22 protein-coding genes are annotated in these 21,312 nt (G+C 72.8%); 1 reads left to right on the forward strand and 21 read right to left on the reverse strand.

Features of this window, described 5'->3' with window-relative positions:
• From AC2CJA_RS06280 to pyrR, 13 genes are all read right to left on the reverse strand, one after another.
• Nucleotides 1-112, reverse strand: a 112-nt coding sequence (locus AC2CJA_RS06280; protein WP_484601683.1) for an S-adenosylmethionine synthetase N-terminal domain-containing protein, incomplete at its 3' end; no start/stop codon positions are given.
• A 236-nt stretch (nucleotides 113-348) separates the two neighbouring features.
• Nucleotides 349-1,569: a bifunctional phosphopantothenoylcysteine decarboxylase/phosphopantothenate--cysteine ligase CoaBC gene (coaBC, locus tag AC2CJA_RS06285; protein WP_484601660.1), complete on the reverse strand. Its 1,221-nt coding sequence runs from the start codon at nucleotides 1,567-1,569 to the stop codon at nucleotides 349-351.
• A gap of 191 nt (nucleotides 1,570-1,760) precedes the next feature.
• Entirely contained in the window at nucleotides 1,761-2,033 is a 273-nt protein-coding gene (rpoZ, locus tag AC2CJA_RS06290) for a DNA-directed RNA polymerase subunit omega (RefSeq protein ID WP_394637230.1), read from the reverse strand.
• Nucleotides 2,034-2,152: 119 nt separating this feature from the next.
• Complete coding sequence (gene gmk / locus AC2CJA_RS06295) at nucleotides 2,153-2,710, reverse strand: guanylate kinase (RefSeq protein WP_484601661.1); 558 nt, start codon at nucleotides 2,708-2,710, stop codon at nucleotides 2,153-2,155.
• Between the two features lie 38 nt (nucleotides 2,711-2,748).
• Nucleotides 2,749-3,072 carry an integration host factor gene (locus tag AC2CJA_RS06300; RefSeq protein ID WP_093656674.1) on the reverse strand — a complete coding sequence of 108 codons (324 nt, stop codon included), beginning with the start codon at nucleotides 3,070-3,072 and terminating at the stop codon, nucleotides 2,749-2,751.
• A gap of 303 nt (nucleotides 3,073-3,375) precedes the next feature.
• Nucleotides 3,376-4,266, reverse strand: coding sequence for an orotidine-5'-phosphate decarboxylase (gene pyrF, locus AC2CJA_RS06305; protein WP_484601662.1), 891 nt, complete (start codon nucleotides 4,264-4,266; stop codon nucleotides 3,376-3,378).
• Nucleotides 4,266-5,390: a quinone-dependent dihydroorotate dehydrogenase gene (locus tag AC2CJA_RS06310; protein ID WP_484601663.1), complete on the reverse strand. Its 1,125-nt coding sequence runs from the start codon at nucleotides 5,388-5,390 to the stop codon at nucleotides 4,266-4,268. Before AC2CJA_RS06310 ends, pyrF begins: the two co-directional genes overlap by 1 nt.
• A gap of 104 nt (nucleotides 5,391-5,494) precedes the next feature.
• The gene (carB, locus tag AC2CJA_RS06315) at nucleotides 5,495-8,815 is read right to left on the reverse strand and encodes a carbamoyl-phosphate synthase large subunit (RefSeq protein ID WP_484601664.1); all 3,321 of its coding nucleotides are present in this window, start codon (nucleotides 8,813-8,815) and stop codon (nucleotides 5,495-5,497) included.
• Nucleotides 8,808-9,950, reverse strand: a complete 1,143-nt coding sequence (carA, locus tag AC2CJA_RS06320; protein WP_484601665.1) for a glutamine-hydrolyzing carbamoyl-phosphate synthase small subunit — start codon at nucleotides 9,948-9,950, stop codon at nucleotides 8,808-8,810. The genes carB and carA overlap by 8 nt, the downstream gene beginning before the upstream one ends.
• Nucleotides 9,947-10,600 (reverse strand): PH-like domain-containing protein, encoded by a 654-nt coding sequence (locus AC2CJA_RS06325; RefSeq protein ID WP_484601666.1) that lies wholly within the window; start codon nucleotides 10,598-10,600, stop codon nucleotides 9,947-9,949. The genes carA and AC2CJA_RS06325 overlap by 4 nt, the downstream gene beginning before the upstream one ends.
• Entirely contained in the window at nucleotides 10,597-11,883 is a 1,287-nt protein-coding gene (locus tag AC2CJA_RS06330; protein ID WP_484601667.1) for a dihydroorotase, read from the reverse strand. Before AC2CJA_RS06330 ends, AC2CJA_RS06325 begins: the two co-directional genes overlap by 4 nt.
• 5 nt (nucleotides 11,884-11,888) lie before the next feature.
• On the reverse strand, nucleotides 11,889-12,932 hold the full coding sequence (locus tag AC2CJA_RS06335; RefSeq protein WP_484601668.1) for an aspartate carbamoyltransferase catalytic subunit: 1,044 nt from the start codon (nucleotides 12,930-12,932) through the stop codon (nucleotides 11,889-11,891).
• Nucleotides 12,933-13,043: 111 nt separating this feature from the next.
• On the reverse strand, nucleotides 13,044-13,628 hold the full coding sequence (gene pyrR / locus AC2CJA_RS06340; protein WP_484601684.1) for a bifunctional pyr operon transcriptional regulator/uracil phosphoribosyltransferase PyrR: 585 nt from the start codon (nucleotides 13,626-13,628) through the stop codon (nucleotides 13,044-13,046).
• A 276-nt stretch (nucleotides 13,629-13,904) separates the two neighbouring features.
• Here pyrR and bldD point away from each other — a divergent pair, with 276 nt between their 5' ends.
• Nucleotides 13,905-14,405: a transcriptional regulator BldD gene (bldD, locus tag AC2CJA_RS06345; protein ID WP_093850776.1), complete on the forward strand. Its 501-nt coding sequence runs from the start codon at nucleotides 13,905-13,907 to the stop codon at nucleotides 14,403-14,405.
• A 194-nt stretch (nucleotides 14,406-14,599) separates the two neighbouring features.
• Here bldD and nusB read toward each other — a convergent pair whose 3' ends face one another.
• From nusB to aroC, 8 genes are all read right to left on the reverse strand, one after another.
• The gene (nusB, locus tag AC2CJA_RS06350) at nucleotides 14,600-15,028 is read right to left on the reverse strand and encodes a transcription antitermination factor NusB (protein WP_484601669.1); all 429 of its coding nucleotides are present in this window, start codon (nucleotides 15,026-15,028) and stop codon (nucleotides 14,600-14,602) included.
• Between the two features lie 2 nt (nucleotides 15,029-15,030).
• Nucleotides 15,031-15,597, reverse strand: coding sequence for an elongation factor P (efp, locus tag AC2CJA_RS06355; protein WP_484601670.1), 567 nt, complete (start codon nucleotides 15,595-15,597; stop codon nucleotides 15,031-15,033).
• 57 nt (nucleotides 15,598-15,654) lie between these two features.
• Entirely contained in the window at nucleotides 15,655-16,776 is a 1,122-nt protein-coding gene (locus tag AC2CJA_RS06360; protein WP_484601671.1) for a M24 family metallopeptidase, read from the reverse strand.
• A gap of 86 nt (nucleotides 16,777-16,862) precedes the next feature.
• A complete protein-coding gene (locus AC2CJA_RS06365; RefSeq protein WP_484601672.1) occupies nucleotides 16,863-17,744 on the reverse strand; it encodes an AAA family ATPase in 882 nt (293 codons plus the stop codon).
• A gap of 174 nt (nucleotides 17,745-17,918) precedes the next feature.
• The gene (gene aroQ, locus AC2CJA_RS06370) at nucleotides 17,919-18,374 is read right to left on the reverse strand and encodes a type II 3-dehydroquinate dehydratase (RefSeq protein WP_484601673.1); all 456 of its coding nucleotides are present in this window, start codon (nucleotides 18,372-18,374) and stop codon (nucleotides 17,919-17,921) included.
• Complete coding sequence (gene aroB / locus AC2CJA_RS06375) at nucleotides 18,371-19,465, reverse strand: 3-dehydroquinate synthase (RefSeq protein ID WP_484601674.1); 1,095 nt, start codon at nucleotides 19,463-19,465, stop codon at nucleotides 18,371-18,373. The genes aroQ and aroB overlap by 4 nt, the downstream gene beginning before the upstream one ends.
• On the reverse strand, nucleotides 19,462-20,010 hold the full coding sequence (locus AC2CJA_RS06380) for a shikimate kinase (RefSeq protein ID WP_484601675.1): 549 nt from the start codon (nucleotides 20,008-20,010) through the stop codon (nucleotides 19,462-19,464). Before AC2CJA_RS06380 ends, aroB begins: the two co-directional genes overlap by 4 nt.
• Nucleotides 20,007-21,191: a chorismate synthase gene (aroC, locus tag AC2CJA_RS06385; RefSeq protein WP_484601676.1), complete on the reverse strand. Its 1,185-nt coding sequence runs from the start codon at nucleotides 21,189-21,191 to the stop codon at nucleotides 20,007-20,009. The genes AC2CJA_RS06380 and aroC overlap by 4 nt, the downstream gene beginning before the upstream one ends.
• Between the last annotated feature and the right edge of the window lie 121 nt (nucleotides 21,192-21,312).

Below are 21,312 nucleotides of genomic sequence, written 5' to 3' on the forward strand. Positions count from 1 at the left end.
AGGCCGGGTCCTGCTCCAGCAGGGCGTCGAGAACGGTGTCGCTGATCTGGTCGGCGATCTTGTCGGGGTGACCCTCGGTCACGGACTCCGAGGTGAACAGGCGGCGGGACACATCGCTCCCTGGGTTTGCAGCGGCTGCTGGCTGACTTGGTGTGCGGATCCGGTCGTCGGGCCGGCCCGAGTGCGGTCCGCCGTCAGTTTATCCGCAGCTCATCGCGGATCCGCCAGGACGTCTCGCACTCCGACACAGGACCAACGTGCCACACGGTTCCCGCGAAGGGGAGAGGCCGTGCCCGGATGGACGCTGCGGCCCTGGTGGCGCGACCATGCGGACTCCTCGCCTCCGGATCATCCGGCGTTCAGCATGTGGACGACCTTGTCCCACACCGTGTCGGCCAGGGCCTCCTTGGGGCCGTGCGGCACAGATGTCTCGCTGCCGTCCGCGCCCAGGACGACGGCCTCGTTCTCCTCCGCGCCGAAGGTCCTGTCCTCCCCCACCTCGTTGACGACCAGCAGATCGCACCCCTTGCGCGCGAGCTTGGCCCGGCCGTTGGCCAGGACGTCGTCGGTCTCGGCCGCGAAGCCGACGACCACCTGCCCGGGACGGGGGCGGGCGGCCGAGAGTTCGGCGAGGACGTCGGGGTTGCGGACCAGTGCGACCGGTTCCGGTTCCCGCCCCTCCCGCTTCTTGATCTTCCCCCGGGCGTAGTGGGCGGGCCGGAAGTCGGCCACCGCCGCCGCCATGACCACCGCGTCCGCGTCCTTTGCGGCCTTCAGCACGGCCTCCCGCAACTGCACGGCGGTGCCCACCGCCACCACGTCCGCGCCCGCGGGATCGGGCAGGGAGGTGTTGGCGGCCACCAGGGTCACCCGCGCGCCGCGTGCCACCGCGGTGCGGGCCAGGGCGTATCCCTGCCGGCCCGAGGAGCGGTTGCCCAGAAAGCGGACCGGGTCCAGCGGCTCGCGGGTACCGCCCGCGCTGACCACGACGTGCCGTCCGGCCAGGTCGCGCCCGCCCGCGGCGCCGCGGGCGAGCAGCCGGCGGCAGACCTCGAAGATCTCGCCGGGGTCGGGCAGCCGTCCCTTGCCGGTGTCCTTGCCGGTCAGCCGGCCGACCGCGGGCTCGATGACGACCGCGCCGCGGCGGCGCAGGGTGGCCACGTTCTCGGCGGTGGCCGGATGCTCCCACATCTCGGTGTGCATGGCGGGCGCGAAGACCACCGGGCAGCGGGCGGTGAGCAGGGTGTTGGTCAGCAGATCGTCGGCGATTCCGTGGGCCGCCCGGGCGAGGGTGTCGGCGGTGGCGGGTGCGACGACGACCAGATCGGCCTCCTGCCCGATGCGCACGTGCGGGACCTCGTGGACGTCCTCCCACACGCCCGTGGTCACGGGGTTGCCCGACAGAGCCGCCCAGGTGGGTTCGCCGACGAACCTCAGCGCCGATCCGGTCGGCACCACCCGTACGTCGTGGCCGGACTCCGTCAGCCTCCGCAGCAGCTCGCACGCCTTGTAGGCGGCGATGCCCCCGCTGACCCCCAGGACCACCCCGGGCTTGTCGGACCTGTCCATCCCTCGCCTCTTCCCGGCTCGGCAGCCCGTGGGCCGCTCACTCGCTCACTGTCGCGCGTCGGCGGCGGGCGCCCCGGGGACGCTTCCGCCGGTACCCATGACACACCACGGGCCCGGCAGCGCGACTGCCGGGCCCGTGGTGGTGATGACGGCGCCGTCGTACGGCCGGCCGCCCGCGGGCGGCCGGAGCCTCACTGCGCCGGGTTGTCGACGGCCTCGGAGGTCAGCAGACCCGCGTTGATCTCACGGAGCGCGATCGACAGCGGCTTCTCGTGGACGTGGGTGTCCACCAGCGGGCCGACGTACTCCAGCAGGCCCTCGCCGAGCTGCGAGTAGTAGGCGTTGATCTGGCGCGCGCGCTTGGCGGCGTAGATCACCAGGCTGTACTTCGAGTCGGTGGCTTCAAGCAGCTCATCGATCGGCGGGTTGATGATGCCCTCGGGCGTGTTGATGGGAGAGGACACGCTCTACCTTCCGCTGCGGTGGATAAGACGGGCAGTGATCCGGCCGGGCCTCGGTGCGGGAGGCCTCCTGCCGGTGTCCCGGATTCCGGTGGCTGTCCTGCCCGGCCCTCCGGTGACGATCACGGAACCTTCATCAAGGCTAGCAGCTCGCGGCTGACGTCCTCGACGGAGGTGTTGACCAGGGTCACGTCGAACTCCGACTCGGCGGCCAGTTCGACCCCCGCCGCGGCCAGCCGCCGCTCGATGACCTCGGGGGACTCGGTACCGCGGCCGGTCAGGCGGCGGACCAGCTCGTCCCAGCTGGGCGGGGCCAGGAAGACGAGCTGCGCCTCGGGCATCGACTCGCGGACCAGCCGCGCGCCCTGGAGGTCGATCTCCAGGAGCACCGGCTCGCCCCCCTCCAGCCGCTCCAGCACGGCCCGCCGCGGAGTGCCGTAGCGGTTGCCCGCGAATTCGGCCCACTCCAGCAGCTCGCCGTTGGCGACCAGCTTGTCGAACTCCTCGTCGTCCACGAAGAAGTACTGGACACCGTGCTGCTCGCCGGGGCGCGGCCTGCGGGTGGTGGCGGACACCGAGAGCCAGATCTCCGGATGGACCTTGCGCAGATGGGCGACGACCGTGCTCTTGCCGACCCCGGAGGGGCCGGAGAGCACGGTCAACCGCGGACGTTCACTCATACGGCGATTATCCCGGTTCCCAGGCGGACCTGGAAACGTCAGGCGGAACCGCCGCCGAACTCGCGCTCCAGAGAGGCGATCTGGTTGGATCCCAGACCGCGCACCCGGCGGCTCTCGGAGATGCCGAGCCGCTCCATGATCTGGCGGGCCCGGACCTTGCCGACGCCGGGCAGGGACTCCAGGAGGGCGGAGACCTTCATCTTGCCGATGACGTCGTTCTCCTGGCCCTGCTTGATGACCTCGTGGAGCGAGGCGCCGGAGTGCTTCAGTCGGTTCTTGACCTCGGCGCGCTCCCGGCGAGCCGCGGCGGCCTTCTCGAGCGCGGCTGCGCGCTGTTCAGGGGTAAGGGGCGGAAGAGCCACGCCTACGTCACCTCGGATGTAGAACTGGTCGGATATTGGTCGGTGAGGAACCTAGTGGCCCCGCACCTGCGGAGCAACGAGCAACACGTACCCCGGCGCCCTCCGGACCTGCGAGGACCCCGGAATTCGCGGTGCTCTCGTCGGAGACTAGCGGCCCATCGCGCCCGAGTCAGCGAGAACAGGGGAAAAGTCCAGGTCAGACTTGAGTCGACCTGGACATTCCGTGACAAAGGGTTGAACCTGACGGAGTGATTCCGCGGGGTTCCCCGGTTTTTCCGGACCCTCCGGTTCTGCCCCGGCCACTCAGCCCAGGACCTCCCGCAGGGCGTCGGTCTCCCTGGCCGCGGCCTCCCGCAGGGCCCGCGGTGAGGGTCCCCGGCCCAGGACGCCCCGGCTGATGCTGGGCACCACGTTGCGCACCGCGTCGCCGAAGACTCCCGGCAGGTCGGCCGCGGTGGCGCCCTGGGCCCCGAGCCCCGGCGCCAGCAGCGGTCCGTTGACCGCCAGGTCCGCGCCGGTCTCCCCCAGCGTCGCCCCGACCACCGCGCCGACCGGGCCGAGCGGACGGGCCCCGGCGTTCTCCCTCGCGATGTGGTCCAGCACTGCCTGGGCGACCGACGTGCCGTCCCCGGCGGTGGCGAGCTGCACCTCGGCGCCCTCCGGGTTGGAGGTCAGGGCGAGGACGAAGACGCCCGAACCCGCCGCCCGCGCCGCGTCCAGGGCGGGACGCAGCGAGCCGAAGCCCAGGTAGGGACTGACGGTGACGGCGTCGGAGAACAGCGGGCTGCCCGGGTCCAGGTAGGCGGCGGCGTAGGCGGCCATCGTGGAGCCGATGTCGCCGCGCTTGGCGTCGGTGAGCACCAGGGCGCCGGCCGAACGCGCATCGGCGATCGCCCGCTCCAGGACGGCGATGCCACGCGAGCCGAAGCGCTCGAAGAAGGCCGACTGCGGCTTGAGGACGGCGACCCGGTCGGCGAGGGCGTCCACCACCGTGCGGGTGAACCGCTCCAGGCCCGCCACGTCGTCGTCCAGGCCCCAGGCCGCCAGCAGCGAGGCGTGCGGGTCGATGCCGACGCACAGCGGGCCGCGGTCGTCCATGGCCCGGCGCAGCCGGGCGCCGAACGGCCCGGGGGATGCGGGGGCCCGCGGGGTCCGCGGGGCCTCGGGGGGCTCTGCGCTCTCGGAAGCGGTCATCAGGAGGTCACCTTCCGGGTGTCGGCGCCGACGGCCTCGGCGAGGGTGGCGTACGGACTCGCGGCCAGGCGTGCGGCCAGGCCGCGGTGGACGCGGCGGCACCACAGCGGGCCCTCGTAGACGAAGGCGCTGTAGCCCTGGACGAGGGTGGCCCCGGCCAGGACGCGCTCCCAGACGTCGTCGGCGGTCCGCACCCCGCCGACGCCCACGAGCGTGACGCGGTCGCCGACGCGCGCGTACAGGCGCCGCAGCACGGTCAGGGACCGGTCCTTCAGCGGCGCGCCGGACAGACCGCCCGCGCCGATGGACTCGATCCGCGCGCGATCGGTGGCCAGGCCCAGACCGTCACGGGCGATGGTGGTGTTGGTGGCGATGATGCCGTCCAGGCCCAGCTCCACTGCGAGGTCGGCGACCGCGTCGACGTCCTCGTCCGCCAGGTCGGGGGCGATCTTGACCAGCAGGGGGACGCGGCGGCCGGGCACCGCGTCGTCGGCGGCCGAGCGCACGGCCGCCAGCAGCGGACGCAGGTGCTCGGTGGCCTGGAGGTTCCGCAGGCCGGGGGTGTTGGGCGAGGAGACGTTGACGACGAGGTAGTCGGCGTACGGGGCCAGCCGGGAGGCGGAGAGCGCGTAGTCACCGGCGGCCTCGCTCTCCGGGGTGAGCTTGGTCTTGCCGATGTTGACGCCGACGGTGGTGGGGAGGACGGCCCGGCGACCCGCCAGGCGGGCGGCCACGGCGGCGGAGCCGTCGTTGTTGAAGCCCATGCGGTTGACCAGGGCCCGGTCGGCGACCAGACGGAACAGCCGCGGTGCGGGGTTGCCGGGCTGGGGGTGGGCGGTGACGGTGCCGATCTCGACGTGGTCGAAGCCGAGCATGGTGAGCCCGTCGACGCCGACCGCGTTCTTGTCGAAGCCGGCGGCCAGTCCGAAGGGGCCGCGCATCCGCAGGCCGAACGCCTCGGTGGCCAGGGCGCCGCGCTGTGCCCGGCCCGGGGACGCGACGGCCGCGACCAGGGCACGCAGGCCGGGGACGCGGGCGGCCAACCGGATCAGGGCGAACGCCAGGTGGTGCGCCCGCTCGGGGTCCAGGCGCTTGAGGATCAGGTGGAACAGCAGGGGGTACATGCGGGTCTTCCGTGCGGCGGGCGGTACGGGATCCGGTGGCGGGGTGCTCTCGCGGTGGGGGGGGGGGGGGGGGCCGCGGGGCCCGCCCCCCCCCACACCCCTGGTCACTTCCCGCGGGCGGCTGTCAGGTGTTCCGCGTGTTCCTGCAGGGAGCGGACCCCGACCTCCCCGCGCGAGGTGGCCTCGATGCCCTGTACGGCGGCGGCCAGCGCCTGGACCGTGGTCAGGCAGGGCACGGAGCGGGCGACCGCGGCGGTGCGGATGTCGTAGCCGTCCAGGCGGCTCCCCGTGCCGTAGGGGGTGTTGACGATGAGGTCGACCTCGCCGTCGTGGATGAGCTGGACGATGGTCCGCTCCCCGCCCGGCCCCTCGCCCTCGCTGTGCTTGCGCACCACGGTGGCCTCGATGCCGTTGCGGCGCAGCACCTCGGCGGTGCCGGAGGTGGCCAGCAGTTCGAAGCCCATGGCGACCAGCTCCCGGGCAGGGAAGATCATCGAGCGCTTGTCGCGGTTGGCCACCGAGACGAAGGCCCGGCCCTTGGTGGGCAGCGCGCCGTACGCGCCCGCCTGGGACTTGGCGTAGGCGGTGCCGAAGACCGAGTCGATGCCCATGACCTCGCCGGTGGAACGCATCTCCGGGCCGAGCACGGTGTCCACGCCGCGGCCCTGGACGTCGCGGAAGCGGCTCCAGGGCAGCACGGCCTCCTTCACCGAGATCGGCGCGTCCAGCGGCAGGGTGCCGCCGTCGCCGCTCGCCGGCAGCAGGCCCTCGGCCCGCAGTTCGGCGATGGTCGCGCCCAGCGAGATCCGGGCGGCGGCCTTGGCCAGGGGCACGGCGGTGGCCTTGGAGGTGAAGGGGACGGTGCGCGAGGCGCGCGGGTTGGCCTCCAGGACGTAGAGGATGTCCCCGGCCAGCGCGAACTGGATGTTGATCAGCCCGCGCACCCCGACGCCGCGCGCGATGGCCTCGGTGGAGGCCCGCAGCCGCTTGATGTCGTGGCCGCCCAGGGTGATCGGCGGCAGGGCGCAGGCGGAGTCGCCGGAGTGGATGCCGGCCTCCTCGATGTGCTCCATCACGCCGCCGAGGTAGAGCTCGGTGCCGTCGTAGAGCGCGTCGACGTCGATCTCGATGGCGTCGTCGAGGAAGCGGTCGATCAGCACCGGGTGCTCGGAGATCAGACCGGCGTGGCGGGTGAGGTAGTCCCCCAGCGAGGCCTCGTCGTAGACGATCTCCATGCCGCGCCCGCCTAGCACGTAGGAGGGGCGGACCATGACCGGGTAGCCGATCCCGGCGGCGATCTCCTTGGCCTCGGCGAAGGAGAAGGCGGTGCCGTACTTGGGCGCGGGCAGTCCGGCCTCGACCAGCACCCGGCCGAAGGAGCCGCGGTCCTCGGCGAGGTGGATGGCCTCCGGGGAGGTGCCCACCACGGGGACGCCGTTGTCCTTGAGCGCCTGGGCCAGCCCCAGCGGGGTCTGGCCGCCGAGCTGGACGATGACGCCCGCCACGGGGCCGGCCTGCCGCTCGGCGTGGACGATCTCCAGGACGTCCTCCAGGGTGAGCGGCTCGAAGTACAGCCGGTCGGAGGTGTCGTAGTCGGTGGAGACGGTCTCGGGGTTGCAGTTGACCATCACGGTCTCGAAGCCGGCGTCGCGCAGCGCGAAGGAGGCGTGGACGCAGGAGTAGTCGAACTCGATGCCCTGGCCGATGCGGTTGGGCCCCGAGCCGAGGATGATCACCGCGGGCTTCTCGCGCGGGGCGACCTCGCTCTCCTCGTCGTAGGAGGAGTAGAAGTACGGGGTCCTCGCGGCGAACTCGGCGGCGCAGGTGTCGACCGTCTTGTAGACCGGGCGCACCCCCAGGGTGTGGCGGACCTCGCGGACGACGTCCTCGCGCAGGCCCCGGATCGCGGCGATCTGGGCGTCGGAGAAGCCGTACCGCTTGGCCTCGGCCAGCAGTTCGGGGTCCAGGCGGCCGGCCTCGGCCAGCTCGTCGGCGATCTCCTTGACCAGGAAGAGCTGGTCGGTGAACCAGGGATCGATCCTCGTGGCCTCGAAGACCTCCTCGGGGCTCGCACCGGCCCGGATGGCGGCCATGACGGTGTTGATCCGGCCGTCGGTGGGGCGCCGGGCGGCGGCCAGCAGTTCGTCCTTGTCCCCGAGGCCGGCCGCCGGGGTGGCGAAGTCGAACTGGCTGCCCTTCTTCTCCAGCGATCGCAGCGCCTTGTTCAGCGCCTCGGGGAAGTTCCGGCCGATGGCCATCGCCTCGCCCACCGACTTCATGGTGGTGGTGAGGGTGGAGTCGGCGGCCGGGAACTTCTCGAAGGCGAAGCGCGGGACCTTGACCACCACGTAGTCGAGCGTGGGCTCGAAGGAGGCCGGGGTCTGCTCGGTGATGTCGTTGGGGATCTCGTCGAGGGTGTATCCCACGGCCAGCTTGGCGGCGATCTTGGCGATCGGGAAGCCGGTGGCCTTGGAGGCCAGCGCCGAGGAACGCGAGACGCGCGGGTTCATCTCGATGACGATGACCCGGCCGTCGGCGGGGTTGACGGCGAACTGGATGTTGCAGCCGCCGGTGTCGACGCCGACCTCGCGGATGACGGCGATGCCGATGTCGCGCAGGGTCTGGTACTCGCGGTCGGTGAGCGTCATCGCCGGGGCGACGGTGATGGAGTCGCCGGTGTGCACGCCCATCGGGTCGAAGTTCTCGATGGAGCAGACGACCACGACGTTGTCGTGCTTGTCGCGCATCAGCTCCAGCTCGTACTCCTTCCAGCCGAGGATGGACTCCTCCAGCAGCACCTCGGTGGTCGGGGAGAGCGTCAGCCCCTGACCGGCGATGCGGCGCAGCTCGTCCTCGTCGTGGGCGAAGCCGGAGCCGGCGCCGCCCATGGTGAAGGAGGGCCGTACCACGACCGGGTAGCCGCCGAGTTCCTCGACGCCGGCCAGGACATCCTCCATGGAGTGGCAGATGACCGAGCGGGCGGACTCGCCGTGCCCGATCTTCCCCCTCACCGCCTCCACGACCTCCTTGAACTGGTCGCGGTCCTCGCCCTTGCGGATGGCCTCGACGTTGGCGCCGATCAGCTCCACCCCGTACTTGTCCAGGGTGCCCGCCTCGTGCAGGGAGATGGCGGTGTTCAGCGCGGTCTGGCCGCCCAGGGTGGGCAGCAGGGCGTCGGGGCGCTCCTTGGCGATGATCTTCTCGACGAACTCCGGGGTGATCGGCTCGACGTAGGTGGCGTCGGCGATCTCCGGATCGGTCATGATCGTGGCCGGGTTGGAGTTGACCAGGACCACCCTCAGGCCCTCGGCCTTCAGCACCCGGCACGCCTGGGTGCCGGAGTAGTCGAACTCGGCGGCCTGCCCGATGACGATCGGGCCGGAGCCGATGACCAGGACGCAACGGATATCGGTGCGCTTAGGCACGCTGGCCCTCCATCAGGGAGACGAAGCGGTCGAACAGGTATGCGGCGTCGTGCGGCCCGGCCGCCGCCTCGGGGTGGTACTGGACGCTGAACGCGGGGCGGTCCAGCAGGCGCAGGCCCTCGACCACGCCGTCGTTGAGGCAGACGTGGGAGACCTCGGCGCGGCCGTAGGGGGTGTCGCCGGGCGCGTCGACGGGAGCGTCCACGGCGAAGCCGTGGTTGTGCGCGGTGACCTCGACCTTGCCGGTGAGGCGGTCCTGCACGGGCTGGTTGATGCCCCGGTGACCGTACTTGAGCTTGTAGGTGCCGAAGCCGAGGGCGCGGCCGAGGATCTGGTTGCCGAAGCAGATGCCGAACAGCGGGGTGGAGCGCTCCAGCACCCCGCGCATCAGGGCCACCGGGTGGTCGGCGGTCGCGGGGTCGCCGGGGCCGTTGGAGAAGAACACCCCGTCCGGGTCCACGGCGTAGACGTCCTCGATCGTGGCCGTGGCGGGCAGCACGTGGACCTCGATGCCGCGCTCGGCCATCCGGTGCGGCGTCATGCCCTTGATGCCCAGGTCGACGGCCGCGACGGTCAGCCGCCTGGTCCCGATCGCCGGGACGGTGTACGCCTCGGTGGTGGCGACCTCGGCGGCCAGGTCGGCGCCGGTCATCTCGGGGGCGGCCTTCACCCTGGCCAGCATCGCGGCCTCCCCGGCGATGGCGTCGCCGGAGAAGATGCCGACCCGCATCGCGCCGCGCTCGCGCAGATGGCGGGTGAGCGCCCGGGTGTCGACGCCGCTGATGCCGACGACGCCCTGGGCGGTCAGCTCCTCGTCCAGGGTGCGCACCGAGCGCCAGTTGGAGGGCACGCGGGCGGGATCGCGCACCACGTAGCCGGCCACCCAGATCCGCTTCGACTCCGGGTCCTCGTCGTTGACTCCGGTGTTGCCGATGTGCGGGGCGGTCATGACGACCACCTGCCGGTGGTAGGAGGGGTCGGTCAGGGTCTCCTGGTAGCCGGTCATGCCGGTGGAGAACACGGCCTCGCCGAGGGTCTCGCCCACGGCCCCGTAGGCGCGGCCGCGGAAGGTGCGGCCGTCCTCCAGGACGAGTACGGCGGGCACCCTGGAGGCTTTGCGGGCGGAGGTCGTCATCGTGCGCCTTCCTCGTGGTGCGTGGTGGCGGCAGCGTCGGTGGTGCCGTGGGGTTCGTCTGCGGCGCCGGATGCGCCGGCCGGTCCGGGGCCGTCGCCGGAGACGGCCCGGAGCTCCTCCAGCCAGGCGGCGTGCTCGGCGGCGCGGTCGGAGCGGAAGCCGGAGTCCAGCAGGCGGTCGCCGTGCTCCCAGGTGATCACCAGCAGGCCGTCCTCGGTGAGGACCTTGCCGGCGATGCCCTTGTCGAGCCGGGCACCGCGCAGCCTGTCGGCGGGGATGAAGAAGTCGTTCGCTCCGGGCCGCACCACGGTCACGCCCTGCTCGGTGAGGGTGAGCTCGGCGCGGCTGCGGGATCCCAGGCCGTGGGCGACGATCCGCTCCAGCCACTGCCCGGCCGCGGTGGAGCCGTGGTAGCGGCCGGTCATGATCAGTTTCGGCTCACCGGGGTCGGCGGGTGCCCGGGGCGGTTCGGGGAGGTCGGACTGGAGCGTCGAGCGCCACTTCCAGCCCTCCCTCATCAGCCAGTACACCAGGGCGACGACCAGCAGGAGGCCGATCACCCAGGCGATCCGGGGTGCCCAGTCCGTGACCTGCTGCGACTCGGACGCCGCGACGTGGCGGAGGGCGGTTGGTACCGGTGAGAGGTTCATACGAGCTTTCCGTCCATGACTGTCGCCCCGCCCCGCAGGAACGTGTGCGTGACACGGCCCGGCAGCTCGCGCCCCTGGTAGGGGGTGTTGCGGCTGCGGGAGGCGAAACGTGCGGAATCCACCGCTCCACGGTAGGCCGGATCGACCAGGACCAGGTTGGCGGGCTCACCAGCCGAGACGGGCCGTCCGTGGCCGGCCAGGCGCCCGATGGCCGCGGGGCGGGAGGACATGCGGTCGGCGACGCCCGCCCAGTCCAGCAGTCCGGTCTCCACCATCGTGTGCTGGACGACGGACAGCGCGGTCTCCAGGCCGACCATGCCCATGGCGGCCGCGCCCCACTCGCAGTCCTTGTCCTCGTGGGGGTGGGGGGCGTGGTCGGTGGCGACGCAGTCGATGGTGCCGTCGGCCAGCGCCTCGCGCAGGGCGGTGACGTCGGCCTCGGTACGCAGCGGGGGGTTGACCTTGTAGACCGGGTCGTAGGAGCGCACCAGTTCGTCGGTGAGCAGCAGGTGGTGCGGGGTGACCTCGGCGGTGACGTTCCAGCCCTTGGACTTGGCCCAGCGCACGATCTCCACCGACCCGGCGGTGGACAGGTGGCAGATGTGCACCCGGGAGCCGACGTGCGCGGCCAGCAGCACGTCGCGGGCGATGACCGACTCCTCGGCGACGGCCGGCCAGCCGCCCAGGCCCAGTTCGGCGGAGACGGTGCCCTCGTTCATCTGGGCGCCCTCGGTCAGACGGGGCTCCTGGGCGTGCTGGGCGATGACGCCGTCGAAGGCTTTGACGTACTCCAGCGCCCGGCGCATGATCACCGCGTCGTCCACGCACTTGCCGTCGTCGGAGAAGACCCGCACCGAGGCGGCCGACTCGTGCATCGCGCCCAGCTCGGCGAGCTGCTTGCCCTCCAGGCCGACGGTGACGGCGCCGACCGGCTGCACGTCGCAGTAGCCGGACTCCCGTCCCAGCCGCCAGACCTGCTCGACGACGCCGGCGGTGTCGGCCACGGGGAAGGTGTTGGCCATGGCGTGCACGGCGGTGTAGCCGCCGGAGGCCGCGGCCCGGGTGCCGGTCAGCACGGTCTCGGAGTCCTCGCGGCCCGGCTCGCGCAGATGGGTGTGCAGGTCCACCAGGCCCGGCAGCAGGATCTGCCCGGCGGCCTCGACCACGCGGGCGCCGCCCGCGTCCAGGCCGGCGCCGACGGCCGCGACGGTCTCGCCGTCGATCAGGACGTCCAGCGCCTGGCCGCCCAGCACCTTCGCGCCGCGGATCAGGGTCTTGCTCATGGGGGTCACTTCTCCTCGGTACGGGCGGTGGTGTCGGGGGTGCCGGTGCTGGGGGCGCCGGCGTTGCTGCCCGCGTGCTCGGAGCCGCCGAGCAGCAGGTACAGGACGGCCATGCGGATCGAGACGCCGTTGGCGACCTGCTCGGTGACGGTGCAGCGGCCGGAGTCGGCGACCTCGGCGGTGATCTCCATGCCCCGGACCATGGGCCCGGGGTGCATCACGACTGCGTGCTCGGGCATCCGCTCCATGCGCTGCACGTCGAGGCCGTAACGGCGGGAGTACTCGCGCTCGGTGGGGAAGAAGGCGGCGTTCATCCGCTCGCGCTGGACGCGCAGCATCATCACCGCGTCGGACTTCGGCAGCACCGCGTCCAGGTCGTAGGAGACCTCGCAGGACCACCCCTCGACGCCGACCGGCAGCAGGGTGGGCGGGGCGACCAGGGTGACCTGGGCGCCCAGGGTGTTCAGCAGGTCCACGTTGGAACGCGCGACCCGGCTGTGCAGGATGTCGCCGACGATCGTGATCCGCCGGCCGTCGAGGTCCCGGCCGATTCCGGCGTCCGGGCCGATCAGGCGGCGGCGCATGGTGAACGCGTCGAGCAGCGCCTGGGTGGGGTGCTGGTGGGTGCCGTCGCCGGCGTTGACCACGGCGGCGTCGATCCAGCCGGAGGTGGCCAGGCGGTAGGGGGCCCCGGAGGCTCCGTGCCGGATGACGACGGCGTCCACGCCCATCGCCTCCAGGGTCTGCGCGGTGTCCTTGAGGGACTCGCCCTTGGAGACCGAGGATCCCTTGGCCGCGAAGTTGATGACGTCGGCGGACAGGCGCTTCTCGGCGGCCTCGAACGAGATGCGGGTGCGGGTGGAGTCCTCGAAGAAGAGGTTGACGATCGTGCGGCCGCGCAGCGCGGGCAGCTTCTTGATCGGGCGGTCGGCCAGGCGCGCCATCTCCTCGGCGGTGTCGAGGATGCGCACGGCGTCGTCACGGGTGAGGTCGGCGGCCGAGATCAGGTGGCCGGAGGTCCGGGGGTTGCCCCCGGGGAAGAGCGGCATCTGGATGTGCTCCGGTGTGTGGAGGTTTCAAGGCGTGCGGACGCGGCCGCGGGCTGCCGGGCCCGGGGAGGCCGGGAGCGGCTCGGGGGCGCGGGGAGGGGGCGGGGAGCGCTACCGCTCGCCGGACGGGGCGGTCTCTCGTACGCCCAGGAGCACGCCGTCGCGGCCGTCCTCCTCGGTGAGCCTGACCCTGACCGTCTCCCGCAGCGACGTGGGGAGGTTCTTGCCGACGTAGTCGGCGCGGATCGGCAGTTCGCGGTGGCCGCGGTCGACCAGGACCGCGAGCTGCACGGCACGGGGGCGGCCGATGTCGCCGAGCGCGTCGAGCGCGGCCCGGATGGTGCGGCCGGAGAAGAGCACGTCGTCGACGAGGACGACCAGGCGACCGTCGACGCCCTCGGCCGGGATCTCGGTGCGGGCCAGAGTACGGGCGGGGCGCATCCGCAGGTCGTCGCGGTACATGGTGATGTCGAGGGAACCGACCGGCAGCGGGCGGCCGGTGATCTCCTCCAGCTTGGCTCCCAGCCGCCTGGCCAGGTGCGCGCCGCGGGTGGGGATGCCCAGGAGCACCACGTCGTCGGCGCCCTTGGCGCGTTCGACGATCTCGTGGGCGATACGGGTGAGGACCCGCGCGATGTCCGGTGCCTCCAGCACGGGGCGGATCGGGCCGGGTGTGTTGCCGTCCGGTTCTCCCATGGATGTGTCCACGGTAAACGGACCTCCTTCCCCGCCTCACTGGACGGGCCTTAAAGGACGTCGGATGGTGCGCCGTCCACGGTACCAGCCTGTTCGGGGGAGTGTCCGGGGGGCTTGTCCGCGCGGGATCCGGGGGGTGCGCGAAGGCCGTTCCGCACCCGGATCCGCGTGCCGCGCCGCCCGCGCACCCCCCGGTATGGACCGGCTCGGCTTGACGCCGTACATTACGCTGCGTAACATCACAGTGAGTTACGAAGACGTCCTCCGGGGAGCCATATGTCCAGCGAATACGCCAAACAGCTCGGAGCCAAGCTCCGCGCCATCCGCACCCAGCAGGGGCTCTCCCTCCACGGTGTCGAGGAGAAGTCCCAGGGCCGCTGGAAGGCGGTCGTGGTCGGCTCGTACGAGCGCGGCGACCGTGCCGTGACCGTTCAGCGGCTGGCCGAGCTGGCGGACTTCTACGGCGTCCCGGTGCAGGAGCTGCTGCCGGGAAGCACGCCGGGCGGAGCCGCCGAGCCGCCGCCGAAGCTCGTCCTGGACCTGGAGCGGCTGGCCCACGTGCCTTCCGAGAAGGCGGGCCCGCTGCAGCGGTACGCCGCGACGATCCAGAGCCAGCGCGGCGACTACAACGGCAAGGTGCTGTCGATCCGCCAGGACGACCTGCGCACCCTCGCCGTCATCTACGACCAGTCGCCCTCGGTGCTGACCGAGCAGCTCATCGGCTGGGGTGTGCTGGACGCCGACGCCCGTCGCGCGGTCCAGCACGAGGAGGCCTGAGGCACCTCCCGCGGTGCCGCCGTCGTCGGGCGGGCCCTCGAACGAGGGTTCCGCCCCCGGTGGAGGCCGTGCTCCGCGCCGCCCCCCGGGGGGCTCGACGGTGAGGGGCCCGGGACACCCCACGGGTGTCCCGGGCCCCTCATCACTTCTTCGGTACGGCGGCCCCGGCCCGGGCCACGCTCGGCCCGGGGCGCTCAGACGCGCCTGAGCGTCGGCTTGAGCTCCTTCAGCCGGCCCAGCAGGCCGTTGACGAAGGCCGGGGAGTCATCGGTGGAGAACTCCTTGGCGAGCTGCACCGCCTCGTCGATCACCACCGCGTCGGGTACGTCGTCCTCCCAGATCAGTTCGTACGCGCCGAGCCGCAGGAGATTGCGGTCCACCGACGGCATCCGGTCCAGCGTCCAGCCGACCGCGTAGGTGGCGATCAGATCGTCGATCCGGTCCGCGTGCTCCGCGTACCCCTCGACAAGCTGCATCGTGTACTCGCCGACCGGCGGCTGCCGCTCGTCGGTCCGCGCGTGCCGGATCCAGTCCGCCAGCACGGCCGTCACGGCGCTGTCGCGCTGGTCGGCCTCGAACAGGATCTGGAAGGCCCGTTTACGTGCCTTGGTGCGGGCGGCCACGGTTAGCTGTTCACCCGGCCGAGGTACTCGCCGGAACGGGTGTCGACCTTGATCTTCTCACCGGTGGTGATGAAGAGCGGAACGCCGATCTCGTAGCCGGTCTCCAGCCGGGCGGGCTTGGTGCCGCCGGTGGAGCGGTCGCCCTGGACGCCCGGCTCGGTGTACTCGATGACCAGCTCGACGGCGGCGGGCAGTTCGATGAACAGCGGGTTGCCCTCGTACACGGCGACCGTGCACTCCTGGCCCTCCAGCAGGTAGTTGGCGGCGTCGCCGACGACCTCGGGGGTGATGGGCATCTGGTCGTAGGTCTGGGTGTCCATGAAGACGAAGTCGGCGCCGTCCTTGTAGGAGAACTGCATGCCGCGCCTGTCCACGGTGGCCGTCTCGACCTTGGTGCCGGCGTTGAAGGTCTTGTCGACCACCTTGCCGGAGAGCACGTTCTTGAGCTTGGTGCGGACGAAGGCGCCGCCCTTGCCGGGCTTGACGTGCTGGAACTCGACAACGGACCAGAGCTGGCCCCCGTCGAGCTTGAGCACCATGCCGTTCTTGAGGTCGTTCGTGGTGGCCACGGTCGCGGAATCTCCTGAGACTGCTGCTGCGGAAGACCGAAGGACCACGCCCCCGTATCACAGGGCGAGCAGTTCCTTGGTCGTGATGGTGAGTAGCTCCGGTCCGCCGTCCGCCTGCGGGCGAACGACGAGCGTGTCGTCGATCCGGACGCCGCCCCGTCCCGGGAGGTGGACCCCCGGTTCGACGGTGACCGGCACACAAGCGTCCAGTTTACCCATGGCCGTCGGCGACAACCGAGGGTCCTCGCCGATTTCCAGCCCCACACCGTGCCCGGTGCCCGGTTCCAGGGCGTCGCCGTACCCGGCCGCCTCCAGCGGATGGCGGGCGGCCCGGTCCACCTCACGGTACTCCGTCCCCGGCAGCAGTGCTTCCCGCCCGGCGCGCTGGGCGGCGAAGACCAGCTCGTACAGCTCGATCTGCCAGTCGGCCGGGGCCGGGCCGATCACGAAGGTGCGGCCGATCTGGCAGCGGTAGCCGCGGTAGCGGGCGCCCAGCCGCACGCTCAGGAAGTCGCCCTCCTCCACCCGCCGTTCCCCGGGCGGATGACCGGGCAGGCCGGAGTTGCGGCCGGTGCCGACGCAGGTGGGGAAGGCGGGCCCGTCGGCACCGTGGTCCACCAGGCGTCTCTCCAGTTCCAGCGCCAGATGGCGTTCGGTGCGGCCCACCAGGATGGACTCCAGCAGTTCGCCGAGCGCGTGGTCGGTGATCTCCGCGGCGACGCGCAGGGCCGCGAGCTCCTCCTCGTCCTTGACCAGACGCTGCTGCTCCACGGCACGGCCCAGGTCGGTCAGGCGCAGCCGGGGCGCGGCCGCGGCCAGAGCCCGGTGCCGGGCCACGGTGAGGTCGTGCTCCTCCACCGCCAGCAGCACGGCGCCGGGCCCGGCCGCCGCCGGGACCTCGGCGGCGGCGACGGCCGGTTCGGGGGCGTCCCCGGGCAGGACGGTGCAGCGCAGGCCGCCCGCGGTGCGCGATGGCTCGGCTCGGCCGTCGGTGGTGGGATCGGCCGGGCTCAGCAGGGTGTCACGGCCGTCCGCTCCGAGCAGCAGGACCGCCCCGGGGACGGACCAGCCGGTCAGATAGCGGACGTTGGCGGGCCGGGAGACCAGGACGGCCTCGCCGCCCTCCGCCGTCCAGCGGTCGCGCAGTCGGCTGCGGCGGGCCACGTACACCTCGGACATGCCCCGAGCGTACGCAAGGCGGCGCGCGGCGGCGTCCCGACACGTCCGGACGGCGGCACCGTCCGGACCGCGGCGCCCGTCGCGCGCTACCAGCTCGGCGGGCTGGTGAGCGCGCGGGCCACGGCCTCGTCCAGCAGCCGGGCGGTGGTGGCCACGTCCTGCCGGGAGTTGTCGATGATCGGCAGTCCCGAGCCGTACCAGCCGGCCATCCGCCCGTGGATACGGGCGACCTCCTCGTCCGGCAGTCTGCGGTTGCCGGTGCGCTCGGCGTTGCGCTCCAGGACGACCTCCAGGCCGGGCAGCAGCACCACCGGGATCAGGCCGGGGCCCACATGGCGCTTCCAGCCACCGAGGCCGACGACGGGCCTGTCGGGGAAGACGGCGTCGTCCAGGATGCAGGAGATGCCGTTGGCCAGGAAGTTGCGGGCGGCGAAGCCGCAGGTGCGGCGGGCGAGGCGGTACTGCGCCTCGGAGTGCTCGTTCCAGCCCGACTGGGGGTCCGCGAAGCCGGAGCGCACCCATTCGCGGACGTCGTCGAGGCTGATGTGCGCGGTGGGCACGCGACGGGTGTCCGCCCAGTACCGGGCGACGGTGGTCTTGCCGGCGCCGGCCGGGCCGATCAGCAGGACGGCGACGGCGGCGGTGTGCGCGGCCTCCACCGTGACGGGCCCGGCGGCCGGGTCCGCCGTGCCCGATATCTGCACCGGACCGCCGGGCGGCAGCCGGAGGTGGCCGGTGGCGTCCGGGGCCCGGGGCGGAGTCGCGGAGGCCGGGGGCGGCCCGGCGGGCGGTGCGACGGGAGGGACCGGGGGCGGAGGAGGCGGAGGCGGGGGAACCCGGTGGGGGGCGTTCCAGCCGGGGTGGGCGGCGGGCTGCGGGTGCGCGTGGGGGTGCGATGGGTGTCCCTGGGGATGGCCCTGGGGTGAGCCCGAGGGCGGGACGGGCCGCTGCGTCCCGTACTGCTGCATCCGGTCCCAACTCCGTTTCCGTCCGGTGCGCCGGCCGGGCGCGGTGGGCCCGGCCGGACGTCACCTCGTCCGTCCGGCACCGAACGGTACCCTCCCGGGCCGGTGCCGTGTGAACGATCGACGGTCCGAAGCGGTGCCCGCGCCCCGCCCCGTCCCACCCCGTCCCGGCCTGTCTCAGCCCGGCGGCCGGTCGCCGGCCAGGGCGCGCAGTGCCAGCTCGTAGGAGCCGATGCCGAAACCGGCGATGGTGCCGGAGGCCACGGCCGACACGACCGAGGTGTGGCGGAACTCCTCACGGGCGTGGGGATTGGAGATGTGCACCTCGATCAGCGGGGCGGTCCGCTGGGCGGCGGCGTCGCGCATCCCGTACGAGTAGTGGGTGAACGCGGCGGGGTTGAGGACGACCGGGAGGGAGGCGTCGGCGGCCTCGTGGAGCCAGCGGATCATCTCGCCCTCGTCGTTGGTCTCGCGGACCTCGACGTCCAGGCCCAGCTCCCCGCCCAGCCGCGTGCACCGCTCGACGAGCCCGGCGTAGGAGGTGGAACCGTAGACGTCGGGCTCGCGGGAGCCCAGGCGGCCGAGGTTGGGGCCGTTGAGGACGAGGACCCTGCGGGGCGCGGCCGCGCTCACGCGGCGATCTCCGCGTGGGCGGCGAGCAGCATCGCCGGGTCCGGCCCCTCCAGCACGGCGGGCCGGGCCAGGCCGTCCAGGACGATGAAGCGCAGCCGGTCGCCGCGGGTCTTCTTGTCGACCTTCATCGTCTGAAGCAGCTTGGGCCACTGGTCGCCCCGGTAGGTGACCGGCAGCCCGACCGCGGTGAGGATCTCCCGGTGCCGGTCCGCGGTGGCGTCGTCCAGCCGGCCCGCGATGCGGCCCAGCTCGGCGGCGAAGACCATGCCGACGGCGACGGCGGCGCCGTGCCGCCAGTCGTAGCGCTCGTTCTTCTCGATGGCGTGGGCCAGGGTGTGCCCGTAGTTGAGGATCTCCCGCGGTCCCGCCTCCTTCAGATCGGAGGAGACCACCTCGGCCTTGACCCGGATGGAGCGTTCGATCAGCTCCGCGGTGTGCGGGCCGGCCGGGGTGCGGGCGGCCTCGGGGTCGGCCTCGATCAGCTCCAGGATCACCGGATCGGCGATGAAGCCCGCCTTGATGATCTCGGCCAGGCCGCTGACGTAGTCGTGGACCGGCAGCGACTCCAGGGCGGCCAGATCGCACAGCACCCCGGCCGGCGGGTGGAAGGCGCCCACCAGGTTCTTGCCCTCGGCGGTGTTGATGCCGGTCTTGCCGCCGACGGCGGCGTCCACCATGCCCAGCACGGTGGTGGGCACCGCGATCCAGCGGACCCCGCGCAGCCAGGTCGCCGCGACGAAGCCCGCCAGGTCGGTGGTCGCTCCCCCGCCGACACCGACGACGACGTCGGTGCGGGTGAAGCCGGAGGTCCCCAGCGCCTTCCAGCAGTACGCGGCGACCTCGGCGGTCTTGGCCTCCTCGGCGTTGGGCACCTGGATGGCGACGGCCTCGTATCCCTGGCCCGCGAGGTCCTCGCGCAGCACCTCGCCGGTCTCGGCCAGCGCCTCGGGATGGATCACGGCCACCCGGCGGGCCTCGGGGCCGATCAGGGGCGGCAGTTCGTCCAGGAGCCGCTGTCCGACGAGGACGTCGTAGGGTGCGGCGCCCTCGGTGCCGCCAACGGTGACGCGGGTGGGGGGTGTGGTGGTCATGTGTCCTTCAACTCGAGTGCGTCCAGGACCGCCTGGGCGGTCTCCTCCGGGTCACGGCCGGCGGTGTCGACGACCACGCGGGCCACCTCGGTGTACAGCGGGCGGCGCCGCTCCATCAGCGTGCGCCACTGCTTGCGGGGATTGACCGCCAGCAGGGGGCGGGGAGCGTCCAGCCCGACGCGTTTGACGGCGTCGGCCAGTGCCACGTCCAGGAAGACCACCGGCAGCCCGGCGAGCAGCTCGCGGGTGCCGGCGTCCATGACGGCGCCGCCGCCCAGCGAAAGCACCCCGCCGTGCCCGGCCAGGGCCGCGCGTACCGCCTCCCGCTCCAGCTCGCGGAAGCGCGGTTCACCGTCGTCGAGGAAGATCTCGGGGATGGCCTTGCCCGCGGCCGCCTCGATGTCCGCGTCGGTGTCGCGCAGCGCCACCCCCAGCCGGCGGGCCAGCACCGCGCCCACGGTGGTCTTGCCCGCGCCGGGCGGGCCCACCAGGACCACGGCCGGGCCGGCGCCGGCCTCCCGCTCCCGCGGCCCGGTGGCGCTCATCGGATCTCCAGATGGTCCAGGAAGCCGGTCACGTTGCGGCGGGTCTCGGCGACCGAGTCGCCGCCGAACTTCTCCGCGACCGCGTCGGCCAGCACCAGCGCCACCATCGCCTCGGCGACGATTCCGGCGGCCGGCACCGCGCACACGTCCGAGCGCTGGTGGTGGGCCCGGGTGGCCTCGCCGGTGGTCACGTCCACGGTGGCCAGCGCCCGCGGCACGGTGGCGATCGGCTTCATCGCCGCCCGCACCCGCAGCACCTCGCCGGTGGACAGCCCGCCCTCGGTGCCACCGGAGCGACCCGAGGCCCGTCGCACCCCGTCCTCGGTCGGCACGATCTCGTCGTGCGCCCTCGAGCCGGGCACCCGGGCCAGCTCGAAACCGTCGCCGACCTCCACGCCCTTGATGGCCTGGATGCCCATCAACGCTCCGGCCAGCCTGGCGTCCAGCCGCCGGTCCCAGTGCACATGGGAGCCCAGCCCGACCGGCACCCCGTGGGCCACGACCTCGACGACACCGCCGAGGGTGTCGCCGTCCTTGTGGGCCGCGTCGATCACCTCCACCATCGCCCGGCTCGCCTCCGCATCCAGACACCGCACCGGATCGGCGTCCAGCCGTGCCACGTCCCCGGGCTCCGGCAGCGTACCGGCCGGGGCCTCCGCCCCGCCCAGGGCGACGACGTGGGAGACGATCTCGATGCCGGCCGTCTCCCTCAGATACGAGCGGGCCACCGTGCCCAGCGCCACCCGGGCGGCCGTCTCCCGCGCCGAGGCCCGCTCCAGGATCGGCCGGGCGTCGCCCACGCCGTACTTCTGCATCCCGGCCAGGTCGGCGTGGCCGGGGCGGGGCCGGGTCAGCGGCGCGTTGCGGGCCAGCTCGGCCAGCTCCGCCTCGTCCACCGGATCGGCCGACATCACCTTCTCCCACTTGGGCCACTCGGTGTTGCCGATCATGACCGCGACCGGGGAGCCCAGCGTCAGCCCGTGCCGCACCCCGCCCAGGAAGGTGACCTCGTCACGCTCGAACCTCATCCGCGCGCCGCGACCGTAGCCCAGACGCCGCCGCGCCAGCTCCTCCGCCACCATCTCCGTGGTGACCGGCACGCCGCAGGGCAGCCCCTCCAGCGTCGCCACCAGTGCGGGGCCGTGCGACTCCCCCGCGGTCAGCCAGCGCAACCTGCTCAACGGTGCTCCTCAGTAGTCCAGGCCCGTGCGTGCCACCGATCTTTTCACGATCGCGCCGCGGAACCGGCCGTCCGTCCAGCAGGCGGGACGCCCGTCTCGGCTGCCGGGCTCCCGCCCCGGT

The organism is Streptomyces sp. ATLC9, assembly GCF_057196705.1.

What these genes read in the sequence shown, in the direction of transcription:
- carA (WP_484601665.1), bottom strand. Translation starts at nt 9,950, where the DNA reads ATGACGACCTCCGCCCGCAAAGCCTCCAGGGTGCCCGCCGTACTCGTC.
- gmk (WP_484601661.1), bottom strand. Translation starts at nt 2,710, where the DNA reads ATGAGTGAACGTCCGCGGTTGACCGTGCTCTCCGGCCCCTCCGGGGTC.
- coaBC (WP_484601660.1), bottom strand. Translation starts at nt 1,569, where the DNA reads ATGGACAGGTCCGACAAGCCCGGGGTGGTCCTGGGGGTCAGCGGGGGC.
- AC2CJA_RS06380 (WP_484601675.1), bottom strand. Translation starts at nt 20,010, where the DNA reads ATGAGCGCCACCGGGCCGCGGGAGCGGGAGGCCGGCGCCGGCCCGGCC.
- AC2CJA_RS06365 (WP_484601672.1), bottom strand. Translation starts at nt 17,744, where the DNA reads ATGCAGCAGTACGGGACGCAGCGGCCCGTCCCGCCCTCGGGCTCACCC.
- aroB (WP_484601674.1), bottom strand. Translation starts at nt 19,465, where the DNA reads ATGACCACCACACCCCCCACCCGCGTCACCGTTGGCGGCACCGAGGGC.
- AC2CJA_RS06335 (WP_484601668.1), bottom strand. Translation starts at nt 12,932, where the DNA reads ATGCCGCTCTTCCCCGGGGGCAACCCCCGGACCTCCGGCCACCTGATC.
- bldD (WP_093850776.1), top strand. Translation starts at nt 13,905, where the DNA reads ATGTCCAGCGAATACGCCAAACAGCTCGGAGCCAAGCTCCGCGCCATC.
- pyrF (WP_484601662.1), bottom strand. Translation starts at nt 4,266, where the DNA reads ATGACCGCTTCCGAGAGCGCAGAGCCCCCCGAGGCCCCGCGGACCCCG.
- AC2CJA_RS06310 (WP_484601663.1), bottom strand. Translation starts at nt 5,390, where the DNA reads ATGTACCCCCTGCTGTTCCACCTGATCCTCAAGCGCCTGGACCCCGAG.
- AC2CJA_RS06360 (WP_484601671.1), bottom strand. Translation starts at nt 16,776, where the DNA reads ATGTCCGAGGTGTACGTGGCCCGCCGCAGCCGACTGCGCGACCGCTGG.
- pyrR (WP_484601684.1), bottom strand. Translation starts at nt 13,628, where the DNA reads ATGGGAGAACCGGACGGCAACACACCCGGCCCGATCCGCCCCGTGCTG.
- AC2CJA_RS06330 (WP_484601667.1), bottom strand. Translation starts at nt 11,883, where the DNA reads ATGAGCAAGACCCTGATCCGCGGCGCGAAGGTGCTGGGCGGCCAGGCG.
- AC2CJA_RS06325 (WP_484601666.1), bottom strand. Translation starts at nt 10,600, where the DNA reads ATGAACCTCTCACCGGTACCAACCGCCCTCCGCCACGTCGCGGCGTCC.